Origin of the sequence: Sphingomonas sp. AOB5, assembly GCF_029433115.1 — a bacterium.
Taxonomy (GTDB): domain Bacteria; phylum Pseudomonadota; class Alphaproteobacteria; order Sphingomonadales; family Sphingomonadaceae; genus Sphingomonas.
Genome location: NZ_JARNTV010000006.1, coordinates 1 through 14,941, shown reverse-complemented (window position 1 = coordinate 14,941; position 14,941 = coordinate 1). Strand labels below are relative to the sequence as shown.

Sequence of the window (14,941 nt, the reverse complement as noted above, 5' to 3'; positions counted from 1 at the left end):
GGAGTATCGAGATGGGCAAGGGCATTCTGCTTTGGCTGTTGGGGATTCCGATCCCGATCATCATCCTCCTGCTGATTTTCTGGCACTGACGCAATCGGTGGCGAGTCGCCACTATTTTGCGGAGTAACCATCAAGGCATCTTGCTGCGATGCAGCATAATCCCTATGATAATGCCATGAATTCGACGAGCGAGCCGGACGCGCCTGAGGCGGCAGCGAACCCCACCATGACTCTGTTCGAGGCACTGGTGCGCCGCCGCTGCGTGTCCGTGACCTATAACCGCAAGCGCATGATCCTGGCGCCGCATATCCTCTATACGCGCCGGGACTCGCTCTACATGGACGCGGTGACGGTCTCGCTCGAGGGCATGCTGCCGCGCGAAGTGAAGCTGGGCACGTTCAAGGCCGATGGCCTGAGCGAAGTGAAGCTTGTCGAGCGCGGGTTCGAGATCAATCCGATCTTCGAGCCCGAGGCCGAGAAATATGCCGGCGTGACGATGATGAAGGTCGAGCCGGAAAGCGCCGACGCGGCCTGACGGCCAACCCATTTCATGGCTTCGAAGTATCAGTGCTCCGGCGAAGGCCGGAGCGGTGGTCGTATGGTGATCCGTTGATTGCCAACGCTCCGGCCTTCGCCGGAGCACTGATCTATCCATGCGCAACGACCCCCTTACCCTTTCGGGGTCGCAAGAGTCACAAGAGTCACACTGACATGGCGCGCGGCGCCACGCATCGATTTGCTGTCGGCTATTACCCTGTGCGGGAAATTCTTGCGGGTGCTACAACCTGTCAAAGAGCGGCCGGATAGTGATCCGGCGCGCTGACTGCAGCAGCCGAAATCCTACATTGCAAGCGGTGCCGGGAGGCTCAAACGATCTCGTCGGCGATCAGGAAAACCGGGTTCTCCACCCGGCTGGCGAAATCGCCCATAATCCCCTGGATCACCGCGCCGGGCATGTCCTCGCTGGTGAAGCCTTCGAAATCCGGAATGTCGAAGATCTCGATATAATCCATCTCCGGTTCGCCCTCGCCGATCAGCAGGCCGCGCACGCGGTGATTGGCGAAGGAGGCGACCCGCGAGATGCCGCGCATCGTGGGATAATCGGTCGTCCGCACCCACGCTTCGAACTCGTCCTTCGTGACGCCGGGCACGAGCCGGTATTGCAGGATCACCTTGGCCATGACGCTCTCCGTTTCACGCGACTGTGGCGTGCGGGTGGAGGGCTGGCAAGGCTTGGGGCGCCGCCACGATGGCGGCGCCCCGATCCCTCAGCGGCAGCGGATCTGCTGGTTCTGCTGATTGTTGGCGTTACGCTCGATCGCCGAGCCGGCGACCGCGCCAACCACCGCACCAAGCAGCGTGCCCGCGGTGCGCGAATGGCCGCCGTCGATCAGGTTGCCGAGCACGCCGCCGGCCACCGCGCCGACGATCAGGCCGGTCGTGCCGTCGTTGCGCTTGCAATAATAACGGCCGTCGCGGCCGCGATAGACGCGCTCGTCGGCGGTCAGGACGCGCTCCTGATAGCGCGGGCCTTCGCGATAATATTGGGCGGCGTCGTAATCGCCTTCGTCGCGCTGGTCGTAGCGATCGTCATAACCGCCGCGGGGCGGGTTATAGCCGCCGCGCGGATCATTGTAGCGCGGATCGCGGCGGGCGTTGCGATAGCGCTCCAGCGCCTGCTGATAGAGGGCGAGTTCGTTCTCGAAGCGCTGCTGCGCGGTGTTGAAGCGGGATTCTTCCTGCTGCGGCGTGCCGTAAGCCGGGCCGCGCTGGGCCATGGCGGGCGCCGAGACGGTGAGGCAGGCCGCGGCGAGCGCTGCGAAGGGGGCAATGGTCTTCATAAAGGTCCTCTCTCTGGCGACTGGCGCTGGTAACGATACGGTTGAGCCATAGGCTTCGTTCCGTGTTGTTACATAGGTGGAATATGATCCGGCTTCACCAAACCTAAACGCTCGCTCCGGTATCGGGGAATGTCACCGCAAGAACCGCGGGACGATGTGTGAGCAGAGTAATGGGTCGAGGCTCCTCTCCGGGCAAGGATCCCGGTGCTGTGGAAGCGGTCAATCGCCGGTCCTCCCCGCTCGTCCGCGCGCCCTGGGCGACGGCTGCTTCGCGCGACGCCGCCGTCCGCGACCAGCATTCGCGGCTGCTGCGCAATTACGAGGATATGGAGCTCGGCTGGTTCTGGTCGACCAATGCCGAAGGCGAGATCACCTATGCCAGCGAAGCGGCGAGCACCAGGCTGACTGGCGATCCGGCGGGACTGCTGGGGCAGGACCTGATGTCGATGTTCCGCTCGCCCGATGGCGCGGACCGGCGGCGGACCCTGCCGTTCCAGCTGATCCGCCAGTCGCGGTTCGAGCATGTGCTGGGGCTGATCGAGGTCGAGGGCGAGGAGCGGTGTTGGTCGCTGTCGGGCGAGCCGCAGACCGACGCCAAGGGGAATTTCGCGGGCTATCTGGGCCATGGCACCGATGTGACCAGCGAGCATCGCTCGGCACTGGCCAGCTCGCGGCTGGCGCTGCTCGATCCGCTGACGGGACTGGCCAACCGGGTGCGCATGGCGAACCTGCTGGAAGGCATCGTTGCGGCGATGCGGGCGCAGGTGCGGCCGTGCGCGGTGATGCTGGTCAATCTGGACCGGTTCAAGCAGGTCAACGACACGATGGGCCATCCGGTCGGCGACGCGCTGCTCAAGCAGGTCGCGACCCGGCTGACCAAGATCGTCGGCGATGCCGAGAAGGTGGGCCGGATCGGCGGCGACGAGTTCCAGATCCTGTTGCAGGACTCGCACGATCGCGGCGCGCTGGGCGAGATGGCGACGGCGATCATCGAGGGGCTGTCGCAGCCCTATTCGATCAACGGCAGCCGTTGCATCGTCAGTGCGTCGATCGGGATCGCGGTGACGCCGTTCGACGGCGCGACTGCCGAGGAAGTGATGCGCAACGCCGATCTGGCGCTGTACGCGGCCAAGACCGGCGGGCGCGGCGGGTACCGTTTCTTCTCGACCGAGTTCCTGAAGGCCGCCAACGAGCGGCGCGAGCTGGAGCATGACCTGATGGACGCGCTCGCCAAGGGCGAGATCGCGGTCCACTATCAGCCGGTCGTCAGCGCGAAGACCAACCAGGTCAGCGGGTTCGAGGCGCTGATGCGCTGGAACCACCCCAAGCGCGGCCGGATCTCGCCCGCGGTGTTCATCCCGATCGCCGAGGAAGCGAACCTGATCCCGGCGCTGGGCGAATGGACGCTGCGCCAGGCGTGCAAGGATGCAGCGAGCTGGCCGGGCGATCTGCGCGTGGCGGTCAACGTCTCGCCGATCCAGTTCGCCAATGAAGGACTGCCGCAGATCGTGATGAGCGCGCTGGCCAATTCGGGGCTGCCCCCCGAGCGGCTGGAGCTGGAGATCACCGAGAGCGTGTTCCTGGGCGACAGTTTCGAGACCGATGCGCGCTTCTCCGCACTCAAGCGGCTGGGCGTGCGGCTGGCGCTCGACGATTTCGGTACCGGCTATTCCTCGCTCGGCTATCTGAAGACGGCGCCGTTCGACAAGATCAAGATCGACCAGAGCTTCGTGCGCGGCACCACCGAGGAAGGCGCGCGCAACCAGGCGATCATCGCCGCCATCGTCGCGCTGGCCAATGCTCTGGGGATGGAGACCACCGCGGAAGGCATCGAGAGCTTCGACCAGCTCGAGACGATGCAGGCGTTGCACGTCAGCCATGTGCAGGGCTTCCTCTACAGCCGCGCCGTATCGGCCGAGGAGCTGAAGACATACATCCATGAAGGCCAGTGGGTGATCAAGCCGAGCGGCCCGGCCAAGCAGCGCCACAGCCGCCACGCGACCTTCCGCAAGGTGGGTGTGATCCACGACAATCACTATTACGCCGCGGTGCTGCGCAACTTCTCGGCATCGGGCGCGCTGATCGACGGGATCGTCGACGTGCCCGAGGGTACCCAGTTCGTGATCGATCTGGGCGACGGCCAGCTGATCGTTTCCACCGTGCGCCGCGCGATGACCAGCCAGCAGGGCGTGGAATTCGAGCAGCATCTGGTGGACGATGGCAGCGGCGGGCTGTGCACCCGGCACCGCGTCTCGCCGCATCTGCTGGCCGCGGCCGGACTGACCGGTGACCCGACCAACCCGAACAGCAATCTGGTCGCCAAGAATGGCGACGGGCAGCTGACCCTGCCGGCGTTCCATACGCTGACCGAATGGAAGGCGGCGATCGACGGGACCTACGTCTGAGGCCTGCCGTCGACCGGCGTCAGCGGCAGCGTATCTCGTGGTTCAGCCGGTCATAGGCCTGGCCTTCGATCTTCGCGACATAATCGGCGACCAGCGTGCCGACGGTGCGCGAATGACCGGCCTTGATCGCATCGCCCAGCATATAGCCGTCGATCGCACCGGTGAGCAGCCCGGCGGTGCCATCGGGGCGGCGGCAATAATAGCTGCCGTCGCGGCCGCGATAGACGCGATCGGCGGGGGCAAGGATGCGCAGCGTGTATTTCGGGCCTTCGCGATAGCGGGCGGCGGGATCGAAACCGCCTTCCTTGCGCTCGTCCGCGAAATGCGGGGCCTGCTGCGCCAGCGCGGGGCTGAGCGCGAGCATGCCGGCGAGCGGCAGGGGGAGGGGGCGGAGGAGCGCGAACATCGCATGACCGATGCACGCATAGCGGCTTGCCGGGCGTTAAGCGGGGGATCCGGAGGAATACTTGGTAAGGGCCGTGGCTTGAGGCGGACCGCCGCCTGTGCTGAGTTCCGGCCATGAACTTCATGAACCTGCTCAAGTCGCTCGACGATCTGCTGTTCGAGATCATGGGCTGGCTCGTCTTCTATCCGATCACCTTCTGGCGGACGATCCGGCATCCGTGGAAGATGATGGACTATGCCAGCCGCGAGCTGCGCGCGGAGGAAGACAAGCAATATGACGACACGCTGAGCCCGCCGCTGTTCCTGCTGCTGACGCTGTTGCTGGGCCATGCGGTCGAGCTGGCACTGGTCGGGCAGAGCACGCTGATCGCGGACAAGCACGGGCTGGCGGCGCTGGTGAGCGACGATACCAGCCTGTTGCTGCTGCGGTTGCTGATCTTCAGCATCTTCCCGATGATCATGGCGCTGCGGCTGGTGCGCAAGATGAAGGGCGGGGTGAGCCGCGAGACGCTGCGGCGGCCCTTCTATGCGCAATGCTATCTGGCCGGGCCGTTCGCGCTGCTGGTCGGCTTTGGCGGGCTGGTGAGCCAGCTTGGCTGGTCTTGGACGCATGGCGCGGGCCTGTCGCTGATCGCGGTGGCCTTTCTCTGGTATGGCGGGTTTCAGGCCCGCTGGTTCTCGCGCAAGCTGCATGTTTCGATCTGGCGCGGCTTCTGGATCGCTTCGGTCGGCATGATCGAATGCGTGGTTGCGATCCTGCTGGTGGCGCCGCTGCTCAGTTGAGCAACGACGCCGCGTTCAGCATCAGAACTGGCCGCCGCCACCGCGCCAGTTGCCGGCCTCGCAACGGCCGTTGAAGGGCTGGGGGCCACGGATCGTGATCGCACCGCTGCGGCGGTCGATCGTCACCGTCGGACGGTTGAGACCGTTGAGGCGATAGCGTCCGGTGATGCGGTCGGGCCCGATTACGAGATCGGTCAGATCCCACCAGCCATTGTCGCCGCCCGAGCGGATCGCCGGGACCATGTTGCCGCCCAGATGGATGCGGCCGCGGCCATGCCAGATCTCGATCTGGATATCCGATTGATAGCCCTGACGACCGAGCCCGGTTTCCGAATAGGGTTCGAACTTGTGGCTGTCGTAATTGTAGCGATAGCCGGAGCGATAGTCGGTCGTGACCTTGGTGCCGCCGCCGAAGCAGATCAGGGTGAGCGAATTGTCGCCATTGTCGCCATAGCCGCCGCCGGGGCCGGGGCCGTAATCGGGGCGGCCGCCGCCCGGGGGTGGGCCGTAGTCGGGACGACCGCCCTGGGGCGGGCGGTTGTCGGACGGCGGGCGCGGACCGCCCTGTTGCGAGCAATTGGCGTCGGGTACGCGATTGATGCTGGCATAGCGGCCGTCGCGGGTGGCGATGCTGACGCAGGTGCGGCCGTTCCACCAGAAGGTCCAGGAAGTACCATCGGTGCGCGAGGAGCCAGTGTTGGTGTAACCGCGCGACTGCATCTGGGTTTCGCCCCCGGCAGCGCGCGCGCCGACCAGATCGGCGAGTTCGGGTGGGGTCTGGGAGGACTGGGCCATTGCGGGTGTGGCCAGCGTCGCGAACAGCGCTGCGGCCGGAATCGTGAAAGCGGTGTACTTCGCCATCATGTGTCTCCCGTTTTGGTCCCACCCCGGTAGACCGCTTGTCTAGCCGGGGTGGCATTGCGCAACAATTTTTGTGCGGGGTTAACTCGCTTTAGGAATGCCCGGATGAATGTGAGATTCTTGCACGATCTCAGCCACCGGTGCGGATGCGTCAGTCTAGACGCCCAATATCGGCATCATAACGCATATGGCGAATGAAATGCCTTGCGAATTCGGTCTGTATCTGCATCTTTCTGTTGAGCGCGTCGAGCAGAACCGGGTCGATAGGTTGCCATATCTTCGCCGTTTCGGTGGGCTCGCAAGTTGGTGACTATATCGGAATTCATTGATCTAGGAATTCTCGATTGTGTCCCCGGCGGTATCATCCCAAAGCATCTCGATTGGAACGACCCGATCGTCGTTATCCACCACGCAAATATGGGCGGAAGCGATCTTTTGCGAACGGAGTGCTCTGCCAACGCTACGCATAACTTCCTTCGTATCCCTATTGGGAAGAAGATGAATAAGTTCGCAACCTAAAGGTGTGAGGGCGTAAATCTGACAAGATATCTGCAATCCAGGATCGCCTTTCAGTGATAATACTAATTCTCCTTCCTGAAGGAATATGAAGCCGTTAGGAGAAAAATTCCACCTTTGTTCAAGTCCTGATCCGGAACCAATGTTTATAAGGCCGGCGGCTTCCAAATGTAATAGCGGAGTGATATCTTCATTATATTTGGATAGAGATTTCGGCATAAAATCATTCATAAAAAAGCTTGCAATGCTTTCGAACAATATTGCGTCTGCTTGAGAAAACTCCGATAGAAATCGGAGTGTTCTAACCGAAAATCGACCAGGTTTGCGGATTTCCCCGGATAAAACTCTACTCCAGACACTCCTCATTCTATCTGTAGATGCGTCCTCGATATATCGCTCGAAAATATTCAACCAATCGTCATCAAGCTCTTCTGGAGTAATATTTGATGCTGTATTTTCTGATATGGATTCCTTTAGAAGAAGGATCGATTCAGAAACCACAGCCTCTCGGTTGTCTTGCCTTCTGTATTCTTTGCGGACTAGCGTCTCTACTGCCCGTCGAACGATGTCGGAATCACCAGATGCTTCGCTCGCAGCAACCGATGCAATCGAAGACTCGACGAGCGCTAATGCAGCTGTCTTCGTCTTAATTTGTGCCGTTTTTTGCTCGATTAGCGCTACTGGATAATCAACAGCTGCACCGATCAGACGATCAACCGCCTTGAGGCTCGAAGGTATGAGAGCCTTTGGAATACCAACAATCCATGTCGATGCGCCAGTTGCAACAGCTGGAACAGAGCTATCGGGATCTGACATAGACTGGCTCACTCGTATTCAAGACTTGGTCAACGCTACCCCACCGTAACAAACGAATCCATCACCCGCTTCCGTCCCGCAGTCTCGAAGTCGATCTCCAGCTTGTTCCCCTCGATCTCCACGATCGCGCCGTAGCCGAACTTCTGGTGGAACACGCGCATGCCCAGGGACAGGTCGTCGCGGGGTTTGGCGCCGAAACTTACCGCGGAGGCGCGGCTTTCGAGGACGCGGGGGGCTTCGCGGGTGAAGGTTCGGCTGGTGAAGCTGCCGCCGGGTTGCTTGGGGTCGTAGGCGCTGGTGGTGCCCGCGGCGCGTTGCCAGCCGGGGCCGCGGCCGGTGCCTCTCGCGACGTCGGCGAAGGGATCGCTGCGGTCGCTCCAGTTGGCCTGCCATAGCGAGGCGCCGCCGGTCATGGTGGATTCGCTGGTGTGGTGCTCGGCCGGAAGCTCGGCGACGAAGCGGCTGGGGATGCTGCTGGTCCACTGGCCATAGATGCGGCGATTGGCGGCGTGGAGGATCGTCGCGAGGCGGCGGGCGCGGGTGATCGCGACATAGGCGAGGCGGCGTTCCTCCTCGAGGCTGGCGAGGCCGCCTTCGTCGAGCGAGCGCTGCGAGGGGAAGATGCCTTCCTCCCAGCCGGCGAGGAAGACGGTGTCGAATTCCAGACCCTTGGCCGCGTGGATGGTCATGATGGTGACCTTGGGCTCATCGGCCTGGGCTTCGTTGTCCATCACGAGGCTGACATGCTCGAGGAAGGCGGTGAGGGACTCGTATTCCTCCATCGCGCGGACGAGTTCGTTGAGGTTTTCGAGGCGCCCGGCGGCTTCGGCGGTGCGATCGGCCTGCCACATCGCGGTATAGCCGCTCTCGTCGAGGATGATGCGGGCCAGTTCGGGATGGGGCAGGGTGTCGCCCATCGCGCGCCAGCGGGCGATGTCGCCGACAAGGTTGCCGAGGCTGCGGCGGGCCTGTGGCGTCAGTTCGTCGGTATCGAGGATGCGCGCGGCGGCGACGGTCAGCGGAAGCTGTTCGGCACGGGCGAGCATATGGACTTTCGCCAGCGCCTTGTCGCCGAGGCCGCGTTTGGGCGTGTTGACGATGCGTTCGAAGGCGAGGTCGTCCGCCGGCTGGGCGACGGTGCGCAGATAGGCGAGGGCGTCGCGGATTTCGGCGCGTTCGTAGAAGCGGAAGCCGCCGACGATGCGATAGGGCAGGCCGATCGCGATGAAGCGGTCTTCGAACTCGCGGGTCTGGTGCTGGGCGCGGACGAGGATCGCCATGGCGTCGAGGGAGAGGCCGCCGCGTTGCGCGCCTTCGATCTCCTCGCCGACGCGGCGGGCTTCCTCGGGCCCGTCCCACACGCCGAGGACCTTGACCTTCTCGCCTTCCGAATGCTCGGTCCACAGCGTCTTGCCGAGGCGGCTGCCATTGTTGGCGATCACGCCCGATGCGGCGGCAAGGATGTGCGGCGTGGAGCGGTAATTCTGCTCGAGCCGGATCACCTTCGCGCCGGGGAAGTCCTTTTCGAACTTCAGGATATTTTCCACCTGCGCGCCGCGCCAGGAGTAGATCGACTGGTCGTCGTCGCCGACGCAGCAGATGTTCTTGCGCTCCTGCGCGAGGAGGCGGAGCCAGAGATACTGGACGCTGTTGGTGTCCTGATACTCGTCGACCATGATGTAGCGGAAGCGCTGTTGATATTGCTCCAGCACGTCGCGATGCTTGCGCAGGATGACGAGCATGTGGAGCAGCAGGTCGCCGAAATCGCAGGCGTTGAGGGTGCGGAGGCGATCCTGATAGGCGGCGTAGAGGCTTTTGCCGCGGCCATTGGCATATTGCTCGCTCTCGCCGGCATCGAGCATATCGGGCGTGAGGCCCTTGTTCTTCCAGCTGTCGATGAGCCCCGCGAGCTGGCGGGCGGGCCAGCGCTTCTCGTCCAGTTCCTCGGCGGTGATGAGCTGTTTCAGCAGGCGGAGCTGATCGTCGGTATCGAGGATGGTGAAGTTCGACTGGAGCCCGACCAGCTCGGCATGGCGGCGGAGCATCTTCGCGCCGATCGCGTGGAAGGTGCCGAGCCAGGGCATGCCCTCGACCGCATCGCCGACGAGGCGGTGGACGCGCTCCTTCATCTCGCGCGCGGCGCGATTGGTGAAGGTGACCGAGAGGATTTCGCTGGGATAGGCCTTCCGCGTCCATAGCAGATGGGCGAGGCGCGCGGTGAGCGCGGCGGTCTTGCCCGTGCCGGCGCCGGCGAGGACGAGGACCGGGCCTTCGGTGGTGAGCACGGCTTCGCGCTGCGGCGCGTTGAGCCCGCGGAGATAGGGCGGATCCTGGGTATCGACGGGGGCGGACATCGGCGAACAGTTAGGGAACGCGCGCCGGGGTGGCAAGCGCCGAGGAGTGGCCATGGAGGCGGGCGCGTAACGATCCTCATATTGTCATCGATATGTCATCACACTGTCACACGTCCCAGCCAGAGGCGGCGCATCATGGCGCTCGCACTTGACCAGGCCCCACAGGCTGAAACGCCCACGGCCCCTCGATTCGATTACGAAACCCACCCCCTCGCAAAGCTGCTCTTCGCCGGTCTTCTGATCGGCGGTTTGCTTTTTGCGGGATGGAGCGTGATGACCGACACGGCGATGGCCGGGGAGCATCTCGCGCTGGGCGTGTTCGCATTCCTGGCGGTGGCGCTGCTGATCGCGCTGGGATTCGAGTTCGTGAACGGGTTTCACGATACCGCGAACGCCGTTGCGACGGTGATCTACACAAATTCGATGCCGGCGCATTTCGCGGTCGTTTGGTCGGGCTTCTTCAACTTTCTGGGCGTGATGTTCGCCAGCGGCGCAGTCGCTTACTCGATCATCACGCTGTTGCCGGTGGACCTGATCCTCAACGTGGGCAGCGCCGCTGGCTTCGCGATGATCTTCGCGCTGCTGCTGGCGGCCGTGCTGTGGAACCTCGCCACCTGGTATGTCGGCCTGCCCAACAGCTCGAGCCACACGCTGATCGGATCGGTGCTGGGCGTGGGCTTTGCCAACCAGCTGATCCAGGCCGGTTCGCGCGGCGGCACGGCTGGCGTGGACTGGAGCCAGGCGCAGAAGGTGCTGACGGGCCTGTGGATGGCGCCGCTGATCGGCTTCTTCGCCGCGGTGCTGCTGTTCTTCGTGCTCAAGATGCTGGTGCGCAATCCCAAGCTGTACAAGGCGCCGGAAGGCAATACGCCGCCGCCCAAGGGCATCCGCGCGCTGCTGATCCTGACCTGTACCGCCGTGTCGTTCAGCCATGGATCGAACGACGGCCAGAAGGGCATGGGTCTGATCATGCTGATCCTGATCGGCTGCGCGCCCACCGCCTATGCGCTGAACCGCACGCTGCCCGCCAGCGAGACCCCGGCCTTCGTCCAGAGCGCAAATACCGCGACCGCCGTGTTCGACGCGCGCAGCGGTACGATCGACATTCCGGTGGATCAGGCCCGCGCCTCGCTGACCAGCGCGCTGCAGAACCGCAAGATCGAAGCGCCGCAGACCTTTGCCGCGCTCGAGTCGCTGTCGCGTGACCTGACCGCGCGGGTGCAGGGCTATGGCTCGCTGAGCGCGGTGCCGGCCGAAGCGACCTCGAACGTCCGCAACGACATGTATCTGGTGCTCGACAGCCTGAGGCTGGTCGACAAGAAGCCGCCGTCGGACTTCACCGATAGCGACAAGGCTGCGGTGAAGGGGTTCCAGTCGAAGCTGGAAGCCGGCACGCGCTTCATTCCGCTGTGGGTGAAGATCGTGGTGGCGATCGCGCTGGGCCTTGGCACCATGATCGGCTGGAAGCGGATCGTGATCACCGTGGGCGAGAAGATCGGCAAGAGCCACATGACCTATGGCATGGGCGCGTCGGCCGAGATCGTGGCCGCGGCGACGATCCTGTCGGCGGACCGTCTGGGCCTGCCGGTTTCGACGACGCATATCCTGTCCTCGGGCGTGGCCGGTGCTTCGGTCGCCAATGGCGCGGGGCTTCAGGCGAGGACGCTGATGCAACTGGCTGCGGCATGGCTGCTGACGCTGCCGGTGGCGATGGCGCTTTCGGGCGGTCTCTACTGGCTGCTGCTGACGGCGGTTCAGGCGAGCGGCGCGCACTGATCGCCCAAGCATTCGCAAGTTTCGGGAAGGCCGGGTTCACGCCCGGCCTTTCCTTTTGTGGCGTCCGGTGGCCGCTTTTCCGGCGCGGCCGGGCGTGCGCCGTGGAACCCGAGGTTGGTGTGGATCGTGTTTGCGCGATGATCGCGAACCATGATCGGAAGCCGGCCCGTCTGCCGGTATTGGTCCGGACCCTGTGCGGCCTTGCCGCTGTGGCGCTGGTCGCCGCCTGCTCGCCGCAGGGCAATGTCACCAACGGCGCCGAGGATGTGCCGGTGATCACCGAGGTGAATATCGGCGAGGCTACGGGCACGGTGCCGCTGCCCGACAATGGCGCGCCCGCCGGGAATGTTTCGAGCGAGACGGAAGGTGGGGATGGATCGGCGATCGTGCTTTCGACGCTGACTGCTGTGGATATCGAGGGTGCGAAGCTGGACGGCGAACTGGCGTGCAGCTTTGCGACTTCGACGGGGGTGTCCCCGCTGCTGTTGGCGAAGGGCAATGCCGGGACCAAGGATCCGTCCTTCGGCGTGGTGAAGGTCGGCGATTATGTCGAGGCGGTGAGCGCGCCGGGCGGGTTCAATGCGATGGTTCGCGGGGCGACCTTTGCGGGCAAGGGCAAGACCGTCCGCATTGCACCGACGGGTGCGAAGGTGGTTGGCGGCGGGGAGTCGCCGGCGGTTCCGGCGACGCTGACCTATGATCGCGCGGATGGCGCGAAGCGGGTGATCGAGGGGTTTTGGACCTGCGGGCCGTGACGCCGACCCGTCTTATCCGGTTGTGACAAAGTAGCTGTGCTCCGGCGAAGGCCGGAGCCGTGGCGATCTGTTCCCAATCTCTCCAACGCTCCGGCCTTCGCCGGAGCACGGCGGAGAGTTAACCCAGAAGGCGCGAGGTATATTCCAGGCTGAGCACGAAGCCGTTGGTGTCGGCGCGGACATCGGCCTTGATCCGGTCGACCGGGTTCGAGAACCACACCAGTGCACCGGCGGCGATTGCGAACAGCACGCCGACGGCCAGTCTTTTCCTCGTGTCGTAGTGCATTCCCGCCTCCCTTGCGTCGATGCAGGCCTGTTCGGCCGGGTGCATGACGGATAGGTTCGCTTGGCTGTCGCGCAGATGAACGAGGCTTGACCCCGACCCCTGCAATCGCGACGACGCGCAGCATGGGAGAGGCGAATTGACCGCAGAAACCGTGCCCGCGTCGCATCGGCGCATCCTGTCCGCGAGCCTGGTCGGCACCGCGGTCGAATTCTACGACTTCTACATCTATGCGACCGCGGCGGCTTTGGTGTTTCCGGCGCTGTTCTTCCCGGCTGAGGATCCGGGCGTGGCGACGTTGCTGTCCTATGCCAGCTTCAGCATCGCCTTTTTCGCGCGGCCGCTGGGCGGGATCGTGTTCGGCCATTTCGGCGACCGGATGGGGCGCAAGTCGACCCTCGTCGCGTCGCTGATGCTGATGGGCGTCTCGACCGTGCTGATCGCCTTCCTGCCGACCTATGCGATGATCGGGATCACTGCGCCGATCCTGCTGTCGATCATGCGGTTCGGGCAGGGCTTTGGCCTTGGCGGCGAATGGGGCGGGGCGAGCCTGCTCGCGGTCGAGAATGCGCCGAAGGGCTGGTATTACCGCTATGGCAGCTTCCCGCCGATGGGCGCGCCGGTGGGCTTCATCGCCGCCAATGGCTTTTTCCTGATCCTGGGCATGATCCTCACCGACGACCAGTTCCGCGACTGGGGCTGGCGCATCCCGTTCCTGGCGAGCGCCGTGCTGGTGGGTGTGGGCCTGTGGGTGCGGCTGAAGATCACCGAGACGCCGGACTTCGTCGAGGCCCAGCAAAAGGCGCCGCCGCCGCGGGTGCCGATCGGCGAGCTGCTGCGCGATCACCTGCGCCCGACACTGGCGGGCACAGTAGGCGCGGTGGCCTGTTTCGCGATGTTCTACATCTCGACGGTGTTCATCATCGGATATGGCACGAAGACGCTGGGCTATGACCGCGAGACGTTCTTGGCCGTCGAGCTGGTCGCGATCCTGTTCATGGCGCTGGGCATCGTCGTCGCCTGCACCTGGGCGGACAAGAGCAAAGCCGGGGGCAGCGGCGTGCTGCGCTGGGGCTTTGTCGCGACGATGGCGGCGGGTCTGCTGATGAGCGCGCTGATGATCGGCGGGACGCTGTGGAGCGTGTTCGCATGGCTGGCGCTGGCGCTGTTCGTGATGGGGCTGGTCTATGGCCCGCTCGGCGGCTGGCTGCCCAGCCTGTTCCCGGCGCGGGTGCGCTATACCGGCGTGTCGGTGACGTTCAATCTGGCCGGAATCATCGGCGGCGGGCTGACCCCGCTGATCGCCGAGACTTTGGTGAAGCAGGGCGGGATCGGACTGGTCGGCTATTATCTGGCCGCGGCCGGGATTTTGAGCACCATCGGGCTGGCGTTTCTGCCGAAGCGGGTGGTGGACTGATTCCGTCACCCCGGCCGAAGTGCCGGGGTCCACTCAGCCTCGCGGGCTGACCCATGAGCCTCTTGCTTCGCCCTCGTCTCCCGGTGGACCCCGGCACTTCGGCCGGGGTGACGGCTATTGGGTGGTGCGCAGCAGGGTCAGGCGGGCCTTGCCGTAGACGCGGGTGGCGTCGATCTCGAAGCCGGCGATCTCGACTTCCTCGTCCTTCTGCGTCTCGATGCTGACCCATGTCGCCGGGCCGGTCCAGCCGAGGCGGGCGAGCTTGTCGAGCGCGACTGATCCGGCACCGGTGCCGTAGGGCGGGTCCATCAGGATCAGGTCGAGCGGTTTCGGTGCGGGGCCGAGGGCCATGACCGAGGTAGCGCGGATATCGGCCTTTGCACCGAGCTTGGCGACATTGGTCTTCAGCGCTTCGAGTGCGGCCTTGTCCTGCTCGACGAACAGGCAGGTGGCCGCGCCGCGCGACAGCGCCTCGAGGCCGAGCGCACCGCTGCCCGCGAAGAGATCGGCGACGGCCAGATCCTCGAAGCTGCCAACGCGGCTGACCAGCATCGAGAACAGCGCTTCGCGGGTGCGGTCGGCAGTGGGGCGGGTGGCATCCCCCTTCGGCGCGACGAGCGGACGGCCGCGCCATGTGCCGGCGATGATGCGCATTACTTGCGGGTCCGCGGGGTGCGCGGCTTGCCCGAGGGCTTGCCGCGGCCACCGGAGGGGCCGCGCGGGGGACGG

At 64.4% G+C, this 14,941-nt stretch carries 14 protein-coding genes; 6 read left to right on the top strand and 8 right to left on the bottom strand.

The annotated features are described in order from the left end of the window. The first annotated feature begins 175 nt into the window (after nt 1-175). The gene (locus tag P1X14_RS04265) at nt 176-535 is read left to right on the top strand and encodes a hypothetical protein (protein WP_277314077.1); all 360 of its coding nucleotides are present in this window, start codon (nt 176-178) and stop codon (nt 533-535) included. 331 nt (nt 536-866) lie between these two features. On the opposite strand, the gene P1X14_RS04260 is transcribed toward P1X14_RS04265, so the two are convergent. Then, nucleotides 867-1,181 (bottom strand): hypothetical protein, encoded by a 315-nt coding sequence (locus P1X14_RS04260; RefSeq protein ID WP_277314076.1) that lies wholly within the window; start codon nt 1,179-1,181, stop codon nt 867-869. An 87-nt stretch (nt 1,182-1,268) separates the two neighbouring features. Next, the gene (locus P1X14_RS04255) at nt 1,269-1,841 is read right to left on the bottom strand and encodes a glycine zipper 2TM domain-containing protein (RefSeq protein ID WP_277314075.1); all 573 of its coding nucleotides are present in this window, start codon (nt 1,839-1,841) and stop codon (nt 1,269-1,271) included. Nucleotides 1,842-2,050: 209 nt separating this feature from the next. Here P1X14_RS04255 and P1X14_RS04250 point away from each other — a divergent pair, with 209 nt between their 5' ends. Further along, entirely contained in the window at nt 2,051-4,246 is a 2,196-nt protein-coding gene (locus P1X14_RS04250) for an EAL domain-containing protein (RefSeq protein WP_277314074.1), read from the top strand. 19 nt (nt 4,247-4,265) lie between these two features. Here the strand turns inward: P1X14_RS04250 and P1X14_RS04245 are convergent, their stop codons facing one another. Further along, on the bottom strand, nt 4,266-4,652 hold the full coding sequence (locus P1X14_RS04245) for a hypothetical protein (RefSeq protein ID WP_277314073.1): 387 nt from the start codon (nt 4,650-4,652) through the stop codon (nt 4,266-4,268). A gap of 113 nt (nt 4,653-4,765) precedes the next feature. Here P1X14_RS04245 and P1X14_RS04240 point away from each other — a divergent pair, with 113 nt between their 5' ends. Next, nucleotides 4,766-5,434, top strand: coding sequence for a hypothetical protein (locus P1X14_RS04240; RefSeq protein WP_277314072.1), 669 nt, complete (start codon nt 4,766-4,768; stop codon nt 5,432-5,434). A gap of 21 nt (nt 5,435-5,455) precedes the next feature. On the opposite strand, the gene P1X14_RS04235 is transcribed toward P1X14_RS04240, so the two are convergent. The 3 genes from P1X14_RS04235 to P1X14_RS04225 form a co-directional block, all read right to left on the bottom strand. Further along, nucleotides 5,456-6,295: a hypothetical protein gene (locus P1X14_RS04235; RefSeq protein ID WP_277314071.1), complete on the bottom strand. Its 840-nt coding sequence runs from the start codon at nt 6,293-6,295 to the stop codon at nt 5,456-5,458. Nucleotides 6,296-6,625: 330 nt separating this feature from the next. Beyond that, a complete protein-coding gene (locus P1X14_RS04230) occupies nt 6,626-7,627 on the bottom strand; it encodes a DUF2806 domain-containing protein (RefSeq protein WP_277314070.1) in 1,002 nt (333 codons plus the stop codon). A 35-nt stretch (nt 7,628-7,662) separates the two neighbouring features. Next, the gene (locus P1X14_RS04225; protein WP_277314069.1) at nt 7,663-9,981 is read right to left on the bottom strand and encodes a UvrD-helicase domain-containing protein; all 2,319 of its coding nucleotides are present in this window, start codon (nt 9,979-9,981) and stop codon (nt 7,663-7,665) included. A 135-nt stretch (nt 9,982-10,116) separates the two neighbouring features. On the opposite strand from P1X14_RS04225, the gene P1X14_RS04220 reads away from it, so the two are divergent. Together P1X14_RS04220 and P1X14_RS04215 are read left to right on the top strand one after the other, a co-directional pair. Next, the gene (locus P1X14_RS04220; protein WP_277314068.1) at nt 10,117-11,757 is read left to right on the top strand and encodes an inorganic phosphate transporter; all 1,641 of its coding nucleotides are present in this window, start codon (nt 10,117-10,119) and stop codon (nt 11,755-11,757) included. 137 nt (nt 11,758-11,894) lie between these two features. Beyond that, nucleotides 11,895-12,512, top strand: a complete 618-nt coding sequence (locus tag P1X14_RS04215) for a hypothetical protein (protein ID WP_277314067.1) — start codon at nt 11,895-11,897, stop codon at nt 12,510-12,512. Between the two features lie 118 nt (nt 12,513-12,630). On the opposite strand, the gene P1X14_RS04210 is transcribed toward P1X14_RS04215, so the two are convergent. Beyond that, nucleotides 12,631-12,798: a hypothetical protein gene (locus P1X14_RS04210; RefSeq protein WP_277314066.1), complete on the bottom strand. Its 168-nt coding sequence runs from the start codon at nt 12,796-12,798 to the stop codon at nt 12,631-12,633. Nucleotides 12,799-12,934: 136 nt separating this feature from the next. Here P1X14_RS04210 and P1X14_RS04205 point away from each other — a divergent pair, with 136 nt between their 5' ends. After that, nucleotides 12,935-14,212 (top strand): MFS transporter, encoded by a 1,278-nt coding sequence (locus P1X14_RS04205; protein WP_277314065.1) that lies wholly within the window; start codon nt 12,935-12,937, stop codon nt 14,210-14,212. A 114-nt stretch (nt 14,213-14,326) separates the two neighbouring features. Here the strand turns inward: P1X14_RS04205 and rsmD are convergent, their stop codons facing one another. Then, nucleotides 14,327-14,866: a 16S rRNA (guanine(966)-N(2))-methyltransferase RsmD gene (gene rsmD / locus P1X14_RS04200; protein ID WP_277314064.1), complete on the bottom strand. Its 540-nt coding sequence runs from the start codon at nt 14,864-14,866 to the stop codon at nt 14,327-14,329. Nucleotides 14,867-14,941: the final 75 nt, after the last annotated feature.